Below are 18,111 nucleotides of genomic sequence, written 5' to 3' on the forward strand. Positions count from 1 at the left end.
TATGAAATAAACACTGATTTTTGGGGTTTTTTAACTTTATTTCTTTACTCATTCTATAACCAGGCTTATTTAATAAAGAATCTTTTCAAAAGAATAATTACAAATAATTCCAAAGACACGTATAAGAATGGAAAAAACAGTTAACGATGGTAGTAAGTAAAGAGAAGGTAAAAAAGTAGAGGAAGGATGGTGACACATGGAATATCAGGAGGCAAAATACTGGGTTTGTACTCATGAAGCAATTCCAGTACAAACAAGAAAGATACTAAATGAATATTTGCTGAGTTTGAAGTTAGCGAACAAGGCGGAATCTACCATTTCAAGATACCGCACCTTCTTAGAACGGTTTTTCATTGAGTATGAAAATGAATTGGATATGCTCACCTCTGAAGAGGTATTGGAATGGGTGAACAATTATTCGGAAGGCAAAAAGAAATCAACGGTGATTATTGCGCTTTCTATTTTGACTTCATTTTTTAATTTTTGTCTCGCCGAAGACTATTTAGATAAAATGGTGATGAAAAAGCGATGGGGACCGAAAGCACCACAACCTTTACCCAAATTCTTGACAGAACAAGAGTATGCGAAGGTGAAATTGGCTGCGGAAATGTTGCCTCTTAGAGATCGGGCAATTGTTCTGTTTCTCTTCTCTTCTGGATGCCGCAGGTCTGAAGTTGCTCAGTTAGTAATCGAAGATATTGACTTAAAGCGACGGACTGCCGTTGTTCAAGGAAAAGGGAAAAAAATTAGGAAGGTTCACTTCTCAGAGGAGTGTGCGCTCATTTTAAAAGAATACTTAGGTACGAGGTCTAGTGATATAAAAGAACCGTTATTTATGACAAAATACGGACTGCCGCTTCAACAAAGCGGTATCTATAAAATTACAACGAAACTTGGAAGATTAGCAGGCTTAAAGCAAACATTGCATCCGCACTGTTGCCGGCATACCTTTGCGACGAACATGTTAGCCAAGGGAGCAGAATTAGAATTTATTGCCGATGAATTGGGACATACCAACTTAAATACAACGCGTGTTTATGCACAAATTCCAACGGAGGAAATGCTATTAGCTTATCAGAACAGAATGGGGTAGATAGGAATGAAGATAGAAATACTACAGGCTTTCTTTAATGATCACCAGACGCGATTTAGCCCTGAAACCATTCGAGGTTACCGCATTGCACTTACTCAGTTTTTTCTCTTTTGTGAGAAAGATTTTGACGAGGTAAAAGCGACGGACATCCGAGCTTGGTTAGCACATTTGGAAGAAAAGGAGTTAAAGCCACGGTCCATTCATCTGAAGTTGGCTGCATTGAAATCATTTTATAACTATTGTATGGAAGAAAGTAAAGTAATTAAGAATCCGACGCTGACAATCCATACACCAAAAATCGATGATTCGCTTCCTTATTATCTTTCGAGAAGAGAAGTTGCATTGCTACAGGAATTAACTCGTCAGGAACCACGAGACCGAGCAATCGTGGAGACGTTATATGCGACGGGTGTTCGCATAAGTGAACTATTGCAAATTAAGTTGGAGGATGTGAAATGGGATTCACGGCAAATTTGGATACGAAAAGGAAAAGGAAATAAGGAACGGTTTGTCCTCTTTACCCATGATTGTGCAGAACGCTTAAGAACCTATTTGGAAAAAAGAGAAAAAGAGAGTGTGTACTTGATTTCGAATCACCGAGGGGGCCCATTAAGCCGTGTGTTTGTGGAACAACAATTTCGACACTTTTCTGAAGAGCTAGGATTTAAGGTGAGACCACATACGATGCGCCATACGTTTGCAGCACATTTGGCTGAAAAAAACATGCCACAAAGTTATATTCAGGAGTTGCTGGGACATGTAAATATTAATAGTACTCGGATCTACACGCGTCTAATGGAACATGCACGTAAAAAGAAATATGACCAATATCAATAATAAGGGAATGAGGAATCTGCATTGGAAAAATATTGGGAGTTAACAGAAGTACTACCGAACGAAATGAATCAAGCAGCCGTGAATGACTATTTACTAAGTTTGAAATTGGGGAATTATAGTCAGGGTACTATCGTGCTCTATCGTCAGTTTTTAGGCCGATTTTTTAGTGAGTGTCCAGAATCATTTGCATCGCTTTCATCTGAAGCCATTCTGAATTGGTTTCAACAACATGAAAGCCAGGTGAAGGATATAACGTATAAATTACGTCTAAGTGTGTTGTCATCCTTTTATACGTTTTGTGTACGGGAAGAGAAAATCGAGAAGTCACCGATTAAAACGCGTTGGTTCCCTCGATTGCCACAACCCATACCGAAATATTTAGAGAAAGGTGAAATCGCCAAAATGCGTCGACAGTCAGAGGAAACGACATATAGAAATCAAGCGATTGTTGAGTTTTTATTAACGTCTGGCTGTCGGGTAGCTGAACTGGTTGGATTAAATCGAGACCATATTAATCTCGAAATGCGTACGGCCCATGTTGTAGGAAAAGGGAAGAAAATACGAGAAGTCCATTTTTCCGAAAAATGTGCTCTCTTTATAGAGCGGTACCTGGCTTCCCAAAAGAAGCCGGGTGAAGCCTTATTTGTAAGTTCGAATGGGAAACGACTCGGGATACGAAGTATCCAAATTATTATTCAGGACATTGGGGAAGAAGCCCAACTGAAAACGCAATTACACCCCCACCGGTTACGTCACACGTTTGCGACAGAATTACTAAGTAAGGGGGCGGAATTATCCTTCATTGCAGATGAATTAGGACATACAAATATTGCAACGACACAAATTTATGCGCGACTGCCTCAAGAAAAAATCGTTTCGCTGTACCGGAAATATATGGGATAAGGGAGAATGGACAATGGAAAAAATGACATCCGAAAAGTGCCTTCAACAATTTATACTGGAATACCAAGGGCGACTCGATGTAAATACACTCGCGCTTTATCAACGAGCGGTCACGCAAATGCTCGCCTATTGCAACCAATCGTTTTATACTATTACTGTACAGGATATTCGTAGTTGGATGCTGCAGTTAGAAAAAGAAAAGTTGAAACCGAGCACCATTTCAACGAAGTTATTTGGCCTTCGTCTCTTTTTTGACTACTGTGTGGACGAAGAACTCATCAGCAGTAATCCCCTCCAATCCATTCAGTTCCCTAAAATTGAGGAGAAACTTCCCCGATATCTTCGAAAGGAACAATTACTGGAGTTAAGGCAGCTGGTTCGTGAGAATCAAATGGAACGGGCAATCGTCGAGCTTTTATATACTTCAGGAGTTCGGATCAGTGAATTCACGGCCATTCAGCAAGGAGATATTGATTGGGAGGAGCGAACAATCCATATTCCAAAAGGGAAACGGAAAAAAGCGCGTATTGTATTATTTACGCGAGAATGTGCAGAATATCTACAGGCGTATCTACAGGGACGGTCCGATTCACGTCCGGAATTATTTTTAAATGCAAAGGGTGCACCGCTTAGCGTACGGACCATTCAAATGCGGTTTCAAAAGTATGCGAAGGATCTTGGCATTTCTTTGACTCCCCATACATTACGACATACGTTTGCTGCCCATTTAGCGATTAAAGGCATGCCTTTGATGTGCATTCAATCTCTCTTGGGACACGAGAATCTACAACAAAGCCAGCTCTATGCACGGTTATATAATGAAGCGCGAAAGCTTCAATATGATACGTGGATGTGAGCTGATAGAAAAGGGGACTATTTCGTAAAATTATTATTAACTATACTAACTCCCCTATTATATAAACGTCCGAATCCTTGATACCAAAGGGATTGGGGCTTTTTTTATTGATTGAGTTGGGTATGAAAAAGGCAATTAACAATACTACTGTTGAAGTAACATTTGCTGATACAGTAACTGATGTATCTGAATTAAACTTCGCTATCGAAGGTTTAACAATCTCTAACAAAGTTGTGAAACAAACAGATGCTAAAACTGTAGTATTAACTACTGCTGCTCAAACAGCTGGTAAAGAGTATACAGTAACTGTAAACGGTGCTTCAGTTGGTAAATTCACAGGTATTTCTGCTGTAATTCCAACAGGTATTTCATTAGTTGAACGTTCTCAACAAGGTGTTCTTGGTCAAGAAGTAACAGTAAAAGCTCAAGTTACTGTAGCTGAAGGTCAATCAAAAGCAGGTATTCCTGTAACATTTAACGTAACAGGTACTGGTTCTTTAAATACACCTCAATTATTTGAAGCAACAACTGATGCAAACGGTGTAGCTACTTATACTTATACTCGTTATGCTAACACTTCTGACGATGTTGTAGCTTATGCAACTGGTGATCGTACGAAGTTCCAAGCTGGTAAAGTATACTGGGCAGCAGCTAAACAATTAACAATTAAAGACGTTACTGAAAAAACTACTATTACTAACGGTGCTAACAAAGTATACGAAATCAACTCTGCTAACTTCAAAGGCGGATATGTATTCGTAGCATTCCAAGGTAACTTAAATGTTGCTCCTGATAAAGTTGCTAAAGGTGTAACTGTAGAAGGTAATACTGTACACACTGTTGGCACAAACGGTGTATTAGGACAATTAAATGCTTCTGGTACTCCAGTAGGTTTAGCATCAAATAAATATCCATACCTATCTACTTTAGGAAATCAGCAAGTAATTGCTGTAAAATTAGATGCAAATGGTAAAGCTAACTTAGTGTTAACAGGTGCTAATGCTTCTGCTGTTCCAGTGGTATATGAAGGTACATTAACTAATGCGCCATCAAATGTTACAGCAAGCTTATCAAATTTATCACACTATAATGCTTCATATAATCCTTTAGCGGTTCAAGCTGTAGGTTCAGAAGTTAAATTTGAACGCGCAGTAAACTATGGTTTAACTTTAAAAGCTGAAGGTGTTCAAAATGCAGCTATTTCAAATAGTAATGGTACAGGTGGACGTGACTATGTAGTTTCTTACACTAAAGAAGACGGTAAACCAGTTGCTGCTGGTTCAACAGTTTATGTTGCAATTCCAACTGTAGGTCTTTCATCTGGTACAAACTTTGTATTATTAAATGAAGACGAAGTTGCTGTACCACGCCAAGCAACATCATCACCTGGTTATCATGTATATGCTTTAACTACTGATAAAGATGGTAAAGTAACATTTACAGTAACAAATAACACTAAAGAAGATTATGTACAACCAATCGTATTCATTAACGATAGTAAATCAACTACATCATTCTTCGATAGCAGTGATACTCAAGCAACAGATGCTATTACTTACTTCACAGATGAAGTAACTTATGCTGCAGGTTTACGTTTATTAAATGATTCAAGCAAAAAACAAGAATCATTCTCAGTTTCTCGTGAAGCTGCTAACTTTACTTATTCTTTAGTTGACCAAAATGGTAAAGTACGTAAAGCTAACAAATCAACTCAAGTAACATTCAATGTTACTACTGGTGAAGGTGCTGTAACTGTTGATGGTACAACATTTGTGGATGCACATGCTACAAAACAAATCACAAAAACATTAAATGCTAATCAGTCTTCAATTAATGTTCGTGTGGTGGCATCATCTCCAACATCTGTATCTGTATATGCTACTTCATCTCAATCTGGTGAAACATTCTTACCAACTGAGACTTTAACTGCTGGATTTACAACTTATGCTTCAGTTACAGGAATTACTGGTTACACGAATGCTTCATTATTAGATAAAACTAATAAAACATTTGATTTAATTGCAGCAGACGGTAAAGTATACAATTATGAATACGATGCAACAAACATTCGTCAAAACAACAGCACAGTTGATGTTGCAACGTTTGAAGCTGAACTTTCTAAAGGTGCACGAGTAACTGTAGCTAAAGATGCTGCTGGTAATATTTATTACAACATTGTTGAAACAAATGTAACGGTTCCAGTACAAGCAACAATTAATAAGTTAATTGCTGATGGTGTAACTACTATTAACAATGCTGCAATTACAGCTGCTGGTGGTACTGCTCCAACTGCAACAGATGATATTACAATTAATAGCCCTGCAACTACATTAACTGTTAACTTAACTACGGCTAAACATTTAACAGTAAATGCAGCTAATGCAACTACGGTTGATATCAGCGGTAACTATACGGATTTAACAGTAAATGCTAACTTAGCTCACGTTACTTATACAGGAACTTCTACTGTATCAGGAACTACTACTATTAATGCAGCTTCATCATCTTCATTCGTAGTTGATACTGCTGCAACAGTTAATAATGTAGTAATTAACGATACAGATGGCGTTAAGTTTACTAATAACGGTACTGTAAATGGTACAATTACAGTTGCAACTTCATCTCCTGTTGTAATTGATGGTACGGGTACTCCAGCAGAAGTAAACGTTACTTCAAATACAGCAAACATTGTAGCTCCAAATGGCACTACAATTACTGCAGTTAACCCTGCTGGTGTAACTGCTAAAGACTCTGCAGGGAATGATTTAACTGTAGATGATAAAGCAGTAGTTGGTGCAGAAGCTGCAGTAAAAGCAGAAGCTGAAAAAATTACATCTGTAGAAGTTGTAAATAATCAAGTTGTATTACCAACAGTTGCAAATGGATACACAGTTGCAATTAAATCTTCTTCAGATGAAGCAGTTATCTCAAAAGCTGGTAAAGTAACTCCTAAATGGGAAGATACAACTGTTGAATTAGTATTAACGGTTTCATCTGCAGATAAAAAATATACAGCTGATACAGTTAAGATTGAAAAGGTAGTAGATGGTACAGCTGAAGTTATAACTCTTGATGAAGAAGTTGAAAAAGTGTTATCAAACTTTGTATTAGATAGTACTGGTGCTCGCCAAGTTCCAACTGATTTAGCAACTATCCAGAATGCATTAAAAGATCGTTTAGTAGAATTACAAGCACTTAAATTCTCTGATGAAGATGCAGCTGGTCGTGACCTAGAAAAATTAAAAACACTTACTACTAGTGACATCAAAATTTATACTGAAAACATTAAAATTGATGGCGATAAAGTATTAGTTAACGGTCCATTATTCTCAGAGGCAGCATTTATTGTTGCTAAGGGTGGTAAAACTGCCAACTACGGTACTCCATTTAACATTACTTTAGTTAAAAAAGGTACAAATTACGATGGTACAGAAAAAGTTGCTGATGCTGATAAAATTGCTACAATCGAAATTTCTGCAGATGGTACAGCAACAATTAAGTAATTAGACCTTCCGCATAAGCAATTTTGATAATTACAGAATTGACGAAAGGCTCTACATGGCTTCGGCTGTGTAGGGCTTTTCTTTTTGCCCTTCCGCCTACGCTCATGTTCAAAGCCGTAATAACTTACTTTTAAAATATTTAATATTACTATGAAGTAATAAAAAGATGCCTTTCATTCCGAGTGGGGAGTGAAGGGCATTTTCTATTTTGAGGAGGAATAACAAATGGAAGAGAAGCAAAAGAAAGTACCTGCAAAAAGAATTCAGTTGGTGGATGTAGTGTTAGAGAGAAAGGGATCGCAGTTGTTTTCAGGAAGACGTATTCGATCGCCAGAGGATGCAGCAAACATCATTCATGATTTCATTGGAGACAGCGACAGAGAGAAGTTTGTGGTACTGGGGTTGAACAGTTCAAAAATTTAATCAAATATGGGTAATCTCAATAAGTAGTGGACTGCCCATTCTTTTTCATACTGAATAGATTGTTTGTTCAATTATTTAGTATTACTTCATTCGGTATATTTATTTTCAGTAATAGAATAGTGGAAAATTTCAATATCTGAATCAATGAAACCTCTTCGTTTCGCTCCATGTAGTGTATGATACATATTCTCTCTACCAACAGGGTTGTCCGTATGAAGATATATTTTGTTTGCCCGTAACCCTTTTTCACAAATATATTTTACTAAGTCATAACCTGTTGGCAGTAGATTACCTTGTAGATCTTCACCTAAATCATGATCAAGAGAAAGTATATCTACTTCGTTATTTTCAAGTAAGTGAATTGCTTGTTGATACGTTCTTGCCACGACAAAACCAATAGGACAATCTCTTAAATCATCCACATATACGTTAATCATCATATGAATTCCTTTCCGTACTGACTAAAGTTACTAATATTTTATAGTATATATTGATTCTGACCTATATAAAAATAAAAGCAGAAATAGTCCTTTAACTAATTCTGCAAAAAGCTATTATAATGGTAACATTCTATTTGTCATGTTGTTAGTTAAAAGTTTGCTCTGCCTTCACTAAATTACTTCTTGGATATACCAGTTAAGACGAGGCTCTTTTATTTGTATTTTATCAATATTAATAGGCAAGTTTTATAAGTATCTGAACATACCAGCAATGGAAACCTGCGGATTAAACCATAAGTAATGAGATATTTCATCTTCGGTTTTGGCATATGGTAATGTTTGTTGCATTGAATAGCTAATACTACATACTCCCAGCCACTCCTCAAAATATTGAGCTTGGTGTTGGTCTTTTTGAAGCAAGTTAAGCGTTAGAGCAAACTCATTTAATTGAAGAGAGAAGAAATACTTTTGTTCATCCTGCGTAATACAACCTTGGATGTGGCAAGTACCATTTTCAAATGTATTCTTCTTTTCTGCTTCATTTATCCAATTTCGTGTCACCGCTGTAATAAGTTTCTTTAAATCTTCTAATGTATAAGGAGATAATTGATTGAACAAATCAGTTTGTATTTCTTTTAGCCACAAGGGTATCTTTTCATCTACGTAATCCTTATCGCAGGATAATAGAGCATTCATTAAAAGTTGAATAGAATCTTTTGATGGTATAGAAGATTGCTCACTTGAAGCATTCATTAATGGCTTTGGTTTAGTTGTTGCTTAAGCACCTGTTTCAACTTCCACCTGTTGCAAGTTTTCCATGTTTCCTCTATCACGTTTAACCGTTGTAACCGTCAAGCTAATATGGTTCTTACGCACTTTTGGTGAAAGAAATAATCTTTGTTTTTGGGGTATAATATTAAAAGGACTGATTTCCATGTTAATTCCTTGGCATGCACCTGAAAATAATTGTCTCTGCAAATGATACAAACTAGTGATAAAGCTATACTACTCTACCTGCAACATACGAAACCCTATGCATTTTGTCCGTCTTGCAGTACAAAAAGTAAGTATTTGCATAGCTACTACCCCCGATTTTTACTTGATCTTTCATCTGGGACACAGCACATCAACATTCACTTAAAATCTCGTAAATGGTTTTGCGAAGAATCCTTTTGCCCCAAAAAATTTACTGTTATTTAAAAGTTATACATAAACTCGTACTACTTCACCAAAAGCCCGTAAGAACCAGTTTATTTTAGCGGTTACATCGCTTTTCTTATTTAAACAATATTTCTTATATTAATAAAATTATTAAATAAAAAATTCAGCTATAACATTATAAAATCATAAGAGAAATTATCGTAATTATTATATAGATAAAATTAATTAATCTGTTTTTCGTTATAATAATTAAGAAAATTCTAAATAATGCAAAAATATTCTTGAAATTTACTATTCTTGCAATTACAATTAGCAATAAGGAAAGCGCTTAACTAAATTTACATAGGAGGTTTCTATAGGTGGAATTAAAATGGGGAATTTTAAGTGCAGCCAATATTGCATTTGAACAAGTTGTACCTGCTATCAAAAAAAGTCCGACATCCAAAGTAACAGCCATTGCCTCTAAATCAATAACTAAAGTAGAACGTTTTCAAATTCAGACAGCTTATGATTCGTATGAAGAGCTATTAGCAGATGAAAAACTGGATTCAATCTACATCCCATTACCAAATGAGTTACATGCCAAATATGTTGTAAAAGCTTTGGAGGCAGGTAAACATGTATTGGTGGAGAAACCTTTAGCTGTAAATCTTGAACAAGTAGAGGAAGTAATCGCTGCCCAACATGAAACAGAAAAAGTTGTTTTAGAAGCTTTTATGTACCAGCATCATGCGCAGCATAATATTGTTAAGGCATTTATAGACAAAGGAGAGCTCGGGGATATAAAGCATATCAAGGCACATTTTTCATGGCAGATTGAAGATGAAAATGATATTCGCTTAAAGGCTAATTTAGGCGGGGGTGCTTTGAATGATGTTGGTTGTTATTGTATGCATGTAATTACACAAATTTTAAAGTTTCAGCCTAGTCATATCCACTATATTAAAACTGAAGGACAAGATGTGGACTTGACGGGTGTATGCACGATGGTTGACCAATATGGAGTGACGGCTACTTTTGTTTGTTCTATGAATATGCCATTTTATGATATGTATGAAATCATAGGTACAAAAGGCAGCATACGGGTAGAACACAGTTTTAGACCTGATTTATCCTACGACAAAAAAGGTCATATTACGATTTATGATGAGAATCGTAAAATAATAGAAGAACATAAAATTGAAGATGACCAGTATTTACGTCAAATAGAAGAATTTGAACGATGTATAAATAATCCGGACGTTGCTAAACAATATTTGGAATCATCCATTCAAAATATGAAGTATATACAAAAAGCACATGAATCATTAAATAACCGAATACTTACTGGACTGGGGGAATGAAGGAAATGATTTCTGTAGCATTAATCGGGCTAGGGAGGTTAGGGATTAGTCATGTAGGAAATTTACTGAAAATTAGAAATTTTAACTTAGGAATTGTCTGTGATAATAAGTTGGAAATCGCTCAAGAGGTTGCTATGAAATATGGGATACCTCAATATACAGAGCGCCCTGAAGATATTTTTGAAGATGAAAGTATACAAGCCGTAGTTATCGTTTCATCTACTACAACTCACTTTGAATTAGTAACAGGTGCTTTAAAAGCAGGTAAAGCTGTCTTTGTTGAGAAACCGCTTACCCTCGATTTAGAGGAATCTTTAAAGATAGAACAAGTACTGGTTGAAACTAATGGATTTTGCCAGATCGGCTTCATGAGACGCTTTGATTTTGACTATATGGAGGCAAAGCGAGCAATAAATGAAGGAGCGATTGGTCAGCCAATTTATTTTAAAAGTATAAGCCGTGATCCATATGCACCACCTCTATCCTTTATAGAGCGCAGTGGAGGAATCTTTATTGATTTGATGATACATGACATTGATCTAGCACACTATTTGATGGGGACAACCGTTTCAGAGATTGCTGCTTTTGGCAGTATTATAAAATACCCGGAGTTCAGTCAGGTGGGAGATGTGGATCAGGCATTGGCTTTCCTAAAATTTGAAAACGGTTACATTGGAGATTTAGAAGGAAGTCGTAATGCATTCTATGGCTATGATGTAAGAACAGAAGTAATCGGCACAGAAGGGACACTCTTAATCGGCAGTAACCGGAAGTCCAATGTTCAAATTTTGACAGACAGCGGAAACCGACATGAAATTATTCCTGTGTTCCAGGAACGCTTTACCTCTGCTTATGTCAATGAGTTAAGCGCTTTCGCAAATGCGATCGAACAAGGACTACCTTCATTGGCAACTGTGAGTGATAGTATTCGGGCATTGAAAGTAGCTCATGCTGCGACCCAGTCTTTTAAACAGAATGGCGTGCTCATTCCAACAAATGCTTAAGGGAGTGACAGGATGATACAACCATTATTAGAAGTGAAAAAACTATTCAAAAGCTTTTCGAGTAATCATGTTTTAAAAGGGGTCGATTTTAATGTAAGACCTGCAGAAGTACATGTATTACTTGGTGAAAATGGCGCGGGAAAATCAACGTTGATTAAAATCTTAACAGGGGCCTATTCATTGGATAAGGGTGAAATTTACTGGGAAGGACAACCTGTAAAAATTAACACACCTATTGAAGCAATGGAAATCGGGATAGCAACGATTTATCAGGAATTAAATGTTATTGAGGAACTAACAGTCTATGAAAATATTTTCTTGGGACGAGAATTAAAAAATAGTAGGTTCAGCTTGCTTAACCGGAAACAGATGATTGAAAAGGCAAAAGAATTATTAGTTCGACTCGGTCAAAATCCTCTTTTAGCAACTGAAACATTAGGCAATTTAGGAATGGGTCAGCAGCAACTTGTCGAAATTGCGAAGGCGCTTATTCTGGAGGCCAAACTCATTATTATGGACGAACCGACATCCAGTTTAAGTGGTCGGGAAGTCGAACAGCTCTATAAAATTGTTGATCAGTTGAGAAATGAAGGGATTGCTATTATCTTTATTTCCCACCGTTTGGAAGAAATTCAGCGTTTGGGAGACCGGATTACGATTTTAAGGGATGGTAACTCCATCGACACGGTAGAAGTGGCTACTACTACACCTGATGAATGGATTGAGCTGATGGTAGGGCGTTCATTGGATGAAAAGTTCCCTAAGAAAGATTTTGAACGCGGAGAAGTTGGCTTCAGTTTAAGGGACTTTGTTGTGGAAGCAGGTCAAGAACCGATTAATCTGGATGTTCACTATGGTGAAATTGTCGGGATTTCGGGGTTAGTCGGAGCGGGCCGGACTGAGTTGGCGAGGGCTATATTTAGTGCAGATAAACGAGTTTCCGGAAAAATATTGATTAACGGAAAAGAAAAGAAAATTAAAAATCCACGGCAGGCAATTGATGCGGGAATCGCCTTTATTACAGAAGATAGAAAGTCGGAGGGACTGTTGCTTGATTTGCCGCTTGATCTAAATGTCTGTCTCGCAAATATGAAGAAGTTTACTGGCAGGTCAAGATTATTGGATTTAAAGGCAATGAAAGAACAGGCAAACAACTACATTCAGGATTTACAGGTAAGACCAAATAACATTGAGTTGAATGCCCGACATTTCAGTGGAGGGAACCAGCAGAAAGTTGTGATTGCCAAATGGCTTTGTACAAATGCCGATGTATTTATCTTTGATGAACCAACAAGGGGGATTGATGTAGGGGCAAAGGTTGAAGTATATCGTCTGATGAATACATTGGTTGATGAAGGTAAGGTTGTAATCATGATTTCGTCAGATTTACCGGAAATCCTCGGTATGTGTGACCGTGTACTAGTAATGAATACCGGAAGAATTACAGCGGATTTACCAATCGCAGAAGCTACGCAAGAACAAATAATGAAAGCGGCTACAATTGGCTTATAAAGGGGGAAACTGTAATGGAAAAACTAACGGAAATAGGCGGGGAAATTAGTGTTGAGGCCGAGAAAAGCAGATTTAATTATAAAGGTTTATTGGGGAAGTTTGGATCTTTACTAGCGCTTATTCTATTAATGATTGTCCTAACAACGTTGTCGGATAAATTTTTAACAGTAAATAACTTAATGAATATTGCAAGACAGTCAACTGTAAATGCATTACTTGCACTAGGAATGCTGCTGCCAATTTTAACGGCAGGAATTGATTTATCTGTCGGCTCTATTTTGGCTATTTCGATTATGTCGATGGGGTTAGTTTCGGTCACGATGGGGATGCATCCTATTTTAGGGATTCTAGTTTGTTTACTTGTCGGTGCCGGGTTCGGACTATTAAATGGTGTGTTGTTAACGAAGCTGCGTCTGCCACACCCGTTTATCTCAACGTTGGGAACGATGAATATTGCTAGAGGACTAGCATTAATTATTACTGGTGCAGCTCCAATTGCAGGTTTCCCATTTTTAATTCAATACTTTGGAAGTGAATATGTGGGGCCAATTCCAGTAAGTTTCGTAGTAGTAATCATATTCTATTGTCTGTTCCATGTGTTTTTAACGAGATCACAAACCGGACGCTACATTTATGCAATTGGCGGCAATAAGGAAGCGGCGAGACTTTCAGGAATTAATGTCGACCGAGTGCTAATTATTGTTTATACATTAAGCGGATTAATGGCTGGATTAGCTGGATTAATGATGGTAGGACGTGTTAATTCTGCCTTTCCTTTAGCTGGATCGGGCTATGAATTGGATGCTATTGCTGCTGTAATTATTGGTGGAGCAAGTTTCTTCGGCGGTGTTGGAACAGTATGGGGCACTTTAGTAGGGGTGTTTATCATTGCCGTATTACGGAATGGTTTGAATTTACTGAATGTTTCTGCAGATTTCCAAATGGCCGTTATTGGTATTGTAATCATTGCTGCCGTATTTGTTGATGTACTTCGTCAACGTAAATCAAAATCATCTTAAAAAAGGGAGTGCTATTATGAAGAAATTCAGTTGGTTATTACTTATCGTATTGGTTGTCGGTGTCCTTACAGCTTGTGGGTCAGATGAATCGTCAGGTGAAGTAAAAGGGGCTTCAGGTTCAAGTTCTGATGCCAGTGTAGCAGTAGTTTTGAAAACATTATCAAGTCCCTATTGGAAATATGTTGAAGCTGGTGCGAAAAAAGCTGGTCAGGAATTGGGTGTGGATGTAACTGTTGTTGGTCCATCTTCTGAAGCAGAAGTATTGGAACAAGTAAATATGCTGGAAGACCAAATTAGTCAAAATCCAAGTGCCATTTTATTATCTCCAACGCAGCCAGATACAATTATTAATGTAGTAAAAGATGCGTCAAGAAATGATATTCCAGTGTTATTAATTGATACAGATGCTGATTTTGAGGGTAAAGTTACATTTATCGGAACAGATAATTATACGGCAGGTTTTGAAGGTGGAACTGCATTGGCAGCATTGCTGAAAGAAGGAGATAAAGTAGCATTGATTTCAGGTGCATTAGGAAATCCTTCCACAGATGATCGCATTAAAGGTGCTAAAGAGGCATTACAAAAAGCTGGTATGGAGATTGTTGCAGAGCAACCTGCAAACTCTGATAAATCAGAAGCAATGTCCGTAATGGAAAATATTCTCGAAAAACATGGTGATATTAAAGCTGTATTTTCAGCAAATGATGATATGGCATTAGGCGTTTTACGTGCGGTACAAGCAAAAAAATTAGATGTCAAGATCTTTGGTACCGATGGAACGGAAGAAGCGGTACAATCGATATTAGATGGCGGCTTAACAGGTACAGTCGCTCAAAGTCCGTACAATATGGGATATGAAGGAGTATCCAATGCAATAAAAGCAATCAACGGTGAAAAGGTTGAGGAGCGTATTGATTCAGGGATTGAAATTGTAATAGCAGATTCAGCCCAGGAATTTATGGACTTCTTAAAATCAATTTCAAAGTAAGAAAAGGGTGTGTTGGCTATGGGAAGTACAATTTATGACGTAGCAAAAGAGGCGGGTGTTTCAATCGCCACTGTTTCTAAAGTAGTAAATGGTACCGGCCGGATTAGTGAGAAAACAATTAAGCATGTGAATGAAGTGATGAGAAAGCTGAATTACCAGCCTAGTACAATTGCTTCTGCTTTAACTAGCAAGAGAACTTACACATTAGGCATCATCGTGCCAAATATAGCCAATCCGTTCTTTGGAGAAGTTACACGAATTATTGAAAAGTATGCACATGAGTCTGGTTATACAATGATGGTTTGCAGTACGTACAATGATGTTGAACTTGAAATACAGAATATTCAACTTTTACTGCGACAACAAGTAGACGGTATGATTATTGCAACAGAGCAGATTTCCAATGAAGTATTGATGGAATTAAATATAAGAAATGTACCAATAGTAAAGTTTTCAGCTTTTAACGATTCTGAAAAAATGCTAAGTATTTCAACAGACAATTATAAAGGCGGTCAAAAAGCAGCAGCTTATTTATATGAAAATGGACACCGTAATATTTGGATTATAGGTGAAAAGAGCAGACATAGTGAGCAACAAAGGATAGCCGGTTTTAGAGCTTATTTTGCTCAAATGGGACATGAATTGGACGATTCCGTAATTTATCATTCAGATACAGAATATGAAGATGCAATTGAAATGGTAAAGCAGCTATTAAAGCAGGATAATCTTCCTTCGGCAATATTTGTGACAACGGATATTGTAGCAGTGATCTTAATGAACATTGCACAGCAAATGGGCATTCGTGTTCCTGAGGATCTCTCGGTTATCGGCTTTGATAATACAATTTTTGCGCAGCTTTATCACCCGCAGCTGACTACCATCGCTCAACCAGTCAACGCAATGGGGCGGTTAGCGGTTGAATCCTTAATAGACATAATTGAAGAAAAGATTACATCACCATTTCAGTTAACTTATTTTGAACCTAAATTAATTGAACGTGCTACGGTGAAAAAACTGGAGGTTAAAACAGTATGATAACAGTGGGAGTTATTGGAGCGGGTAGAATAGGGCAGTTGCATGTTAACAATTTAAAGCGTATTCCCGGTATCCGAATAAAGGCAATTGCCGACGTTCAGAAAGACTTGATTAGTCAGTGGGCAAAAACTAATGAGATTGATGTAATCACGGATAATCCATTAGATATTATCAATGATTCAGAGATAGATGCAGTTTTGATCTGCAGCCCAACTTCTACACATGCCGATCTGATTAAACAAGCAGCATTGGCAAAAAAACATATTTTTTGTGAAAAGCCGATTAGCTTCTCCGCACAGGAAACAAAGGAAGCTTTGCAGATAGTGGAAGAGCAAGGGGTTATATTACAAGTAGGGTTTAATCGACGTTTTGATCAGAACTTTAGAACAGTAAGAGAAAAAGTTGAACGAGGAGAAATCGGTCGAGTGCATACTTTAAGAATTACTTCTCGTGATCCCCATCCGCCACCGATTGATTATATTAAGACATCTGGTGGACTGTTTATGGATATGATGATCCATGACTTCGATATGGCACGTTACATTGTGCAATCTGAGATTGTGGAAGTATTTGTTAAAGGAACTACTTTAATAGATGAACAAATTGCAGAATACGGTGATATTGATACTGCAATGGTGCTGTTGACATTTGAAAATGGCGCAATTGGCATAATTGAAAATAGTCGTAAATCTGCCTATGGATACGATCAGCGCTTAGAAGTTTTTGGGGCGGATGGAGCACTTAATGTGGAAAATAACCGTCCAAATAATGTAACTAAGCTGACGGCAAATGGGATTGAAGCGGAAAAACCATACCATTTCTTTTTGGAACGTTATTCACAAGCCTATATTGATGAAATGCTGGAATTTTACAGAACAATTATGATGGGGCTTCCCGTCGTTTGTAGTGGAGAGGATGGGTATGCAGCCGAACTTATTGCAGAGGCTTGCAAAGAGTCTTTACAATTTAGGAAAGCGGTTTCCTTGAGAGGAAGTGAAGAACATGTTACCAATAAATAAAACAACAGATCTCGTGGCAATCGGTCGGGCATGCATAGATCTGAATGCCAATGAGATTCATAGACCGATGGAGCAGACAATGACATTTACAAAATATGTAGGCGGTTCACCGGCTAATATTGCTATTGGATTAGCAAGATTAGGAATGAAAGTTGGTTTTATAGGTAAATTAGCCAATGATCAAATGGGACGCTTCATCCATCAGTATTTTATTGAAGAAGGCATTGATACTACAGGTATTGTGACCGATCATACAGGTGCTGTAACCGGCCTTGCTTTTACAGAAATAATTAGTCCTAGTGAGTGCAGTATTTTAATGTACCGTGACAATGTGGCAGATTTACTTTTAAATTCATCAGAGATAAATGAAGAGCTAATTGCGCAAAGTAAGTGGTTACTTGTATCGGGTACAGCGTTAGCAAAAAGCCCTTCGCGTGAGGCGGTCTTTGTAGCACTAGATTATGCGAAAAAATATGATACGAAAGTCGTCTTTGATTTAGATTACCGCTCATATACTTGGGAGTCTGATAGAGAAACGGCTGTCTATTATAATTTAGTAGCTGAAAAGTGTCATTTAATCATAGGGACACGTGAAGAATTCGATATGATGGAAGCTTTATTACAGGAAAGTCATGAGGATGAAGTGACAGCACAGAAGTGGTTTGATTATAGTGCGGATGTTGTCATTATTAAGCATGGCGGTAAAGGCTCTATTGCTTATAGCAAAGACGGAGAGAAAGTGCAAAGTGGGATTTATGAGACCGCTGTATTAAAGACATTTGGGGCAGGAGATTCTTATGCCTCGGCGTTTCTGTATCAGTATTTACAAGGTGGTTCGTTAGAGGACAGCATGAAATATGGAAGTGCTTCAGCATCGATTGTAATCTCAAAACATAGCTGCTCTGATGCAATGCCAACATTAGAAGAATTGGAAAGTAAAATTATGCAAGGAACGTATATTAAATAAAACTAGGG

At 37.4% G+C, this 18,111-nt stretch carries 16 protein-coding genes; 14 read left to right on the forward strand and 2 right to left on the reverse strand.

Going from position 1 to position 18,111, the window contains the following annotated elements; genetic code table 11:
* The first annotated feature begins 196 nt into the window (after positions 1-196).
* The 6 genes from MKY51_RS02890 (at position 197) to MKY51_RS02915 (ending at position 7,615) form a co-directional block, all read left to right on the forward strand.
* Positions 197-1,093 carry a tyrosine-type recombinase/integrase gene (locus MKY51_RS02890; RefSeq protein ID WP_339175174.1) on the forward strand — a complete coding sequence of 299 codons (897 nt, stop codon included), beginning with the start codon at positions 197-199 and terminating at the stop codon, positions 1,091-1,093.
* 6 nt (positions 1,094-1,099) lie between these two features.
* Positions 1,100-1,930, forward strand: a complete 831-nt coding sequence (gene xerA / locus MKY51_RS02895) for a site-specific tyrosine recombinase/integron integrase (RefSeq protein WP_339175175.1) — start codon at positions 1,100-1,102, stop codon at positions 1,928-1,930.
* Between the two features lie 21 nt (positions 1,931-1,951).
* Entirely contained in the window at positions 1,952-2,833 is an 882-nt protein-coding gene (locus MKY51_RS02900) for a tyrosine-type recombinase/integrase (protein ID WP_339175177.1), read from the forward strand.
* A gap of 13 nt (positions 2,834-2,846) precedes the next feature.
* Positions 2,847-3,689: a tyrosine-type recombinase/integrase gene (locus tag MKY51_RS02905; protein WP_339175178.1), complete on the forward strand. Its 843-nt coding sequence runs from the start codon at positions 2,847-2,849 to the stop codon at positions 3,687-3,689.
* A gap of 107 nt (positions 3,690-3,796) precedes the next feature.
* Complete coding sequence (locus MKY51_RS02910) at positions 3,797-7,192, forward strand: hypothetical protein (RefSeq protein ID WP_339175179.1); 3,396 nt, start codon at positions 3,797-3,799, stop codon at positions 7,190-7,192.
* 225 nt (positions 7,193-7,417) lie between these two features.
* A complete protein-coding gene (locus MKY51_RS02915) occupies positions 7,418-7,615 on the forward strand; it encodes a hypothetical protein (RefSeq protein WP_339175181.1) in 198 nt (65 codons plus the stop codon).
* Between the two features lie 86 nt (positions 7,616-7,701).
* Here the strand turns inward: MKY51_RS02915 and MKY51_RS02920 are convergent, their stop codons facing one another.
* Both MKY51_RS02920 and MKY51_RS02925 read right to left on the reverse strand, forming a co-directional pair.
* Entirely contained in the window at positions 7,702-8,052 is a 351-nt protein-coding gene (locus tag MKY51_RS02920) for a cyclic-phosphate processing receiver domain-containing protein (protein WP_339175182.1), read from the reverse strand.
* 249 nt (positions 8,053-8,301) lie between these two features.
* Positions 8,302-8,808: a hypothetical protein gene (locus MKY51_RS02925; protein WP_339175184.1), complete on the reverse strand. Its 507-nt coding sequence runs from the start codon at positions 8,806-8,808 to the stop codon at positions 8,302-8,304.
* Positions 8,809-9,575: 767 nt separating this feature from the next.
* On the opposite strand from MKY51_RS02925, the gene MKY51_RS02930 reads away from it, so the two are divergent.
* The 8 genes from MKY51_RS02930 (at position 9,576) to iolC (ending at position 18,103) form a co-directional block, all read left to right on the forward strand.
* Entirely contained in the window at positions 9,576-10,559 is a 984-nt protein-coding gene (locus tag MKY51_RS02930; RefSeq protein ID WP_339175186.1) for a Gfo/Idh/MocA family oxidoreductase, read from the forward strand.
* Complete coding sequence (locus tag MKY51_RS02935; protein WP_339175188.1) at positions 10,556-11,563, forward strand: Gfo/Idh/MocA family oxidoreductase; 1,008 nt, start codon at positions 10,556-10,558, stop codon at positions 11,561-11,563. The genes MKY51_RS02930 and MKY51_RS02935 overlap by 4 nt, the downstream gene beginning before the upstream one ends.
* Positions 11,564-11,575: 12 nt before the next feature.
* On the forward strand, positions 11,576-13,075 hold the full coding sequence (locus MKY51_RS02940; RefSeq protein WP_339175190.1) for a sugar ABC transporter ATP-binding protein: 1,500 nt from the start codon (positions 11,576-11,578) through the stop codon (positions 13,073-13,075).
* 128 nt (positions 13,076-13,203) lie between these two features.
* On the forward strand, positions 13,204-14,094 hold the full coding sequence (locus MKY51_RS02945; protein ID WP_251690049.1) for an ABC transporter permease: 891 nt from the start codon (positions 13,204-13,206) through the stop codon (positions 14,092-14,094).
* A gap of 16 nt (positions 14,095-14,110) precedes the next feature.
* Positions 14,111-15,082: a sugar ABC transporter substrate-binding protein gene (locus tag MKY51_RS02950; protein ID WP_339175192.1), complete on the forward strand. Its 972-nt coding sequence runs from the start codon at positions 14,111-14,113 to the stop codon at positions 15,080-15,082.
* A gap of 18 nt (positions 15,083-15,100) precedes the next feature.
* Positions 15,101-16,117, forward strand: a complete 1,017-nt coding sequence (locus MKY51_RS02955; protein WP_339175194.1) for a LacI family DNA-binding transcriptional regulator — start codon at positions 15,101-15,103, stop codon at positions 16,115-16,117.
* A complete protein-coding gene (iolG, locus tag MKY51_RS02960; protein ID WP_339175196.1) occupies positions 16,114-17,136 on the forward strand; it encodes an inositol 2-dehydrogenase in 1,023 nt (340 codons plus the stop codon). Before MKY51_RS02955 ends, iolG begins: the two co-directional genes overlap by 4 nt.
* Complete coding sequence (iolC, locus tag MKY51_RS02965) at positions 17,120-18,103, forward strand: 5-dehydro-2-deoxygluconokinase (protein WP_339175197.1); 984 nt, start codon at positions 17,120-17,122, stop codon at positions 18,101-18,103. Before iolG ends, iolC begins: the two co-directional genes overlap by 17 nt.
* Positions 18,104-18,111: the final 8 nt, after the last annotated feature.

This window comes from Solibacillus sp. FSL R5-0691 (assembly GCF_037974225.1).
Lineage (GTDB): Bacteria > Bacillota > Bacilli > Bacillales_A > Planococcaceae > Solibacillus.

Bases quoted from the DNA above. Each gene is read 5' to 3' on its own strand.
- MKY51_RS02890 (WP_339175174.1), top strand. From the start codon at position 197: ATGGAATATCAGGAGGCAAAATACTGGGTTTGTACTCATGAAGCAATT.
- xerA (WP_339175175.1), top strand. From the start codon at position 1,100: ATGAAGATAGAAATACTACAGGCTTTCTTTAATGATCACCAGACGCGA.
- MKY51_RS02905 (WP_339175178.1), top strand. From the start codon at position 2,847: ATGGAAAAAATGACATCCGAAAAGTGCCTTCAACAATTTATACTGGAA.
- MKY51_RS02915 (WP_339175181.1), top strand. From the start codon at position 7,418: ATGGAAGAGAAGCAAAAGAAAGTACCTGCAAAAAGAATTCAGTTGGTG.
- MKY51_RS02920 (WP_339175182.1), bottom strand. From the start codon at position 8,052: ATGATTAACGTATATGTGGATGATTTAAGAGATTGTCCTATTGGTTTT.
- MKY51_RS02925 (WP_339175184.1), bottom strand. From the start codon at position 8,808: ATGAATGCTTCAAGTGAGCAATCTTCTATACCATCAAAAGATTCTATT.
- MKY51_RS02935 (WP_339175188.1), top strand. From the start codon at position 10,556: ATGAAGGAAATGATTTCTGTAGCATTAATCGGGCTAGGGAGGTTAGGG.
- MKY51_RS02940 (WP_339175190.1), top strand. From the start codon at position 11,576: ATGATACAACCATTATTAGAAGTGAAAAAACTATTCAAAAGCTTTTCG.
- MKY51_RS02945 (WP_251690049.1), top strand. From the start codon at position 13,204: ATGATTGTCCTAACAACGTTGTCGGATAAATTTTTAACAGTAAATAAC.
- MKY51_RS02950 (WP_339175192.1), top strand. From the start codon at position 14,111: ATGAAGAAATTCAGTTGGTTATTACTTATCGTATTGGTTGTCGGTGTC.
- MKY51_RS02955 (WP_339175194.1), top strand. From the start codon at position 15,101: ATGGGAAGTACAATTTATGACGTAGCAAAAGAGGCGGGTGTTTCAATC.
- iolG (WP_339175196.1), top strand. From the start codon at position 16,114: ATGATAACAGTGGGAGTTATTGGAGCGGGTAGAATAGGGCAGTTGCAT.
- iolC (WP_339175197.1), top strand. From the start codon at position 17,120: ATGTTACCAATAAATAAAACAACAGATCTCGTGGCAATCGGTCGGGCA.